The following is a 3,844-nucleotide window of genomic DNA, read 5'->3' as shown; positions in this document are numbered from 1 at the left end:
GCACGCATGAGTCCATCATGCGTGCCGCCCGCCTCACGGAGCCGGTGACCCTACAGGCCGTAGCGCTCGCGCGCTTCCTTCACGGCCGTCGCCTGGACCTCGCCGCGCCGCGCCAGCTGCGCGAGCGCCGCGACGACGATCGACTGGGCGTCGACGCCGAAGTGGCGACGGGCCGCCTCACGGGTGTCCGACAGACCGAAGCCGTCGGCGCCCAGCGAGGACCAGTCCTGCTCGACCCACTGCGCGATCTGGTCCGGGACCTGGCGCATGTAGTCGGAGACCGCGAGGACCGGGGAGGTGATGCCCTCCAGGGCCTTGCGGACGTACGGCACCTGCTCCTCGCCGCGCAGCAGCGCCGCGTCGGCCTCCAGCGCGTCGCGCCGCAGCTCCGTCCAGGAGGTCGCGGACCACACGTCGGCGGCCACGCCCCACTCGGCGGCCAGCGTCTTCTGCGCCTCGAGGGCCCAGTGGATCGCCGTGCCGGAGGAGAGGAGCTGGATGCGCGAGGCGTTCGCCGGCAGGTCGAGACCGGCCGACTCCGCGGTGTTGAAGCGGTAGAGGCCCTTGACGATGCCCTCGTCGATGCCGGACGGCTTGGCCGGCTGCGGCATCGGCTCGTTGTAGACCGTCAGGTAGTAGAAGACGTTCTGGTCCTCGCCCTCGGCGGCCTCGCCGTACATCCGGCGCAGACCCTCCTTGACGATGACGGCGACCTCGTAGGCGAACGCCGGGTCGTACGTCAGCGCCGCCGGGTTGGTGGCCGCGATCACCGGCGAGTGGCCGTCGGCGTGCTGCAGGCCCTCACCGGTCAGGGTCGTACGGCCCGCGGTCGCGCCGACGAGGAAGCCGCGGCCGAGCTGGTCGCCGAGCTGCCACATCTGGTCGGCGGTCCGCTGCCAGCCGAACATCGAGTAGAAGATGTAGAACGGGATCATCGCCTCGCCGTGCGTGGAGTACGCGGTGGAAGCGGCGATGAAGTCGGCCATCGAACCGGCCTCGGTGATCCCCTCGTTGAGGATCTGGCCGTTGACGGCCTCCTTGTAGTACATCAGCTGGTCGCGGTCGACCGGCTCGTACGTCTGGCCCTTCGGCGAGTAGATGCCGAGCGACGGGAACAGCGACTCCATACCGAAGGTACGGGCCTCGTCCGGGACGATCGGGACCCAGCGCTTGCCGGTCTCCTTGTCGCGGATCAGGTCCTTGATGAGTCGGACGAACGCCATCGTCGTCGCCATCGACTGCGAGCCGGAGCCCTTGTCGAAGGCCGTGAACGCCTTGTCGGCCGGGGCCGGCAGCGGGGCGAGCGCGTGGGTGCGGCGGGCCGGGGCCGGGCCGCCGAGGGCCGCGCGGCGCTCCTGGAGGTAGCGGACCTCGGGGGAGTCGGCGCCGGGGTGGCCGTAGGGCACCTGGCCGTCGACGAACTGCGCGTCCGAGATCGGCAGCTCAAGAAGGTCACGCATGTTCTTGAACTCGTCGGTCGACAGCTTCTTCATCTGGTGGTTCGCGTTCTTCGACGCGAAGCCCTCACCGAGGGTGAAGCCCTTGACGGTCTGCGCGAGGATGACCGTCGGCGCGCCCTTGAACTCCAGGGCGGCCTTGTACGCGGCGTACACCTTGCGCGGCTCGTGGCCACCGCGGGAGCGGTGGAAACACTCCAGGATCTTGTCGTCGCTCAGCAGCTGCGCCATGGCGACGAGCGCCGGGTCCTTGCCGAAGAAGTCCTGGCGGATGTAGGCGGCGTCGCGGGTCTGGTACGTCTGGACCTGCGCGTCCGGCACCTCGCGGAGGCGGCGGACGAGGGCGCCGGTGGTGTCGAGCGCGAACAGCTCGTCCCAGGCGTTGCCCCACAGCGACTTCACGACGTTCCAGCCGGCGCCGCGGAACTGGGCCTCCAGCTCCTGCACGATCTTGAAGTTGGCGCGGACCGGGCCGTCGAGGCGCTGCAGGTTGCAGTTGATGACGAAGGTCAGGTTGTCCAGACCCTCGCGGGCGGCGAGCGCGAGGGCCGCCGTCGACTCGGGCTCGTCCATCTCGCCGTCACCGAGGAAGGCCCACACGTGGGAGGCCGAGACGTCCTTGATGGAACGGTTCGTCAGGTAGCGGTTGAAGCGCGCCTGGTAGATCGCGGAGAGCGGGCCGAGACCCATGGAGACGGTGGGGAACTCCCACAGCCAGGGCAGTCGGCGCGGGTGCGGGTAGGAGGGCAGGCCGTTGCCGCCGGACTCCTGCCGGAAGTTGTCGAGCTGGGCCTCGCCGAGGCGCCCGTCGAGGAACGCGCGGGCGTAGATGCCGGGGGAGGCGTGGCCCTGGATGTAGAGCTGGTCGCCGGAACCGTCGGCTTCCTTGCCCTGGAAGAAGTGGTTGAAGCCGGTCTCGTAGAGCCAGGCCGCCGAGGCGAAGGTGGCGATGTGGCCGCCGACGCCGTACTTGGAGCCGCGGGTGACCATCGCGGCCGCGTTCCAGCGGTTCCACGCGGTGATCTTCCGCTCCATCTCCTCGTCGCCGCCGAAGTCACCGACGGACGGCTCGGCGGAGGTGGGGATGGTGTTGACGTAGTCCGTCTCCAGCAGCTTGGGCAGGGCGAGGCCCGCGCCCTCGGCGTGCTGGAGCGTGCGGCGCATCAGGTAGGCGGCCCGGTGAGGGCCGGCGGCCTTGGTGACGGCGTCCAGGGAGGCCGCCCATTCGGCGGTCTCCTCGGTGTCACGGTCCGGGAGCTGGTCGAGCTCGCTCGGAATCTTGCCTACGGGATCGGTCATGATCGCCGCCTTCCGGACAGGTGGGGTAGAGATGGGGGCCGTGTCTGGCAGGACAGGGCGAAGGGCCGGGTGGGGCCCGCCGAAGACTGTAAGCCAGCGATCGATGATCGATCAAAGGGTTGAAGGGGAAAACCTCTTCAGATCGAGAAAGTCGGCACAGGGTGCCGTGCCAAAAGGCACCCGGTGCCGCGTTTTCGACTCGTTTTCGCAGGTGGGGGCGGATGTCTGAGGAGGTGCTCGCACGAATGAGCGGACCCACCCGGAGGCGAGCCCGCTTCACTGTGCGTCAGGCCGGGGGTCAGGCTCGGGGAGCGCAGCCCAGGACGTGGGCCTTCACGAGCGCGCCGATGTTCGGGTCGCCCCGGCGGAAGGCCTCCACCAGCTCCTGGTGCTCCTCCGCGTACGACTTCTGGACCGTGCCCAGCCAGCGGATCGACAAGGCCGTGAAGACCTCGATGCCGAGCGTCTCCCAGGTGTGCAGCAGCACACCGTTCCCGGCGGCCTTCACCAACTCCCGGTGGAAGGCCACCGTGTGCCGCACCTGCGCCGTGCCGTCGGCGGTCGCGTCCGCCTCGTAGAGGGCCGCCACGTGCGGCTCCAGGGCCGAGCAGTCCGTCGCGAGCCGCCCGGCCGCCAGCTCGGCCGCGATCTGCTCCAGACCGGCCCGGACGGGGTAGCTCTCCTCCAGGTCGGCCGCGGTGAGGTTGCGGACCCGTACGCCCTTGTTGGGGGCCGACTCGATCAGGCGCAGCGACTCCAGCTCGCGCAGGGCCTCGCGGACCGGCGTCTGGCTGACCTCGAGCTCGGTCGCGATCCGGCGCTCCACGATGCGCTCACCGGGCTTCCAGCGGCCGCTCACGATCCCCTCCACGATGTGCTCGCGGATCTGTTCGCGCAGCGAGTGGACGACGGGGACGGTCATGGAGGCTCCTCGGGGAGTGTTGACCCTTAGACAATACGGCGGCGGGCCCCCCCCCCAGACAAACACGGCGGGGGGGGCGCCCCGGGGGGGGGGTGAGCGGGTGCGCGGCGCACACCGCAACGGAACCGGTCTGCCAGACAAAACCCCCGCCCCCCGCGGCGGGTAA

At 70.2% G+C, this 3,844-nt stretch carries 2 protein-coding genes; both read right to left on the bottom strand.

The genetic code is table 11. The features are described from left to right. Positions 1–50: 50 nt before the first annotated feature. Positions 51–2,756 carry a pyruvate dehydrogenase (acetyl-transferring), homodimeric type gene (gene aceE / locus ACWFR1_RS39970; protein WP_453560907.1) on the bottom strand — a complete coding sequence of 902 codons (2,706 nt, stop codon included), beginning with the start codon at positions 2,754–2,756 and terminating at the stop codon, positions 51–53. A 298-nt stretch (positions 2,757–3,054) separates the two neighbouring features. Beyond that, positions 3,055–3,678, bottom strand: coding sequence for a GntR family transcriptional regulator (locus ACWFR1_RS39965; RefSeq protein WP_056645386.1), 624 nt, complete (start codon positions 3,676–3,678; stop codon positions 3,055–3,057). Positions 3,679–3,844 lie beyond the last annotated feature (166 nt).

The sequence above is a fragment of the Streptomyces sp. NPDC055103 genome (assembly GCF_053607625.1).
The sequence above is the reverse complement of the archived record's forward strand: the minus strand, read 5'-3'. Positions and strand labels throughout refer to the sequence as shown.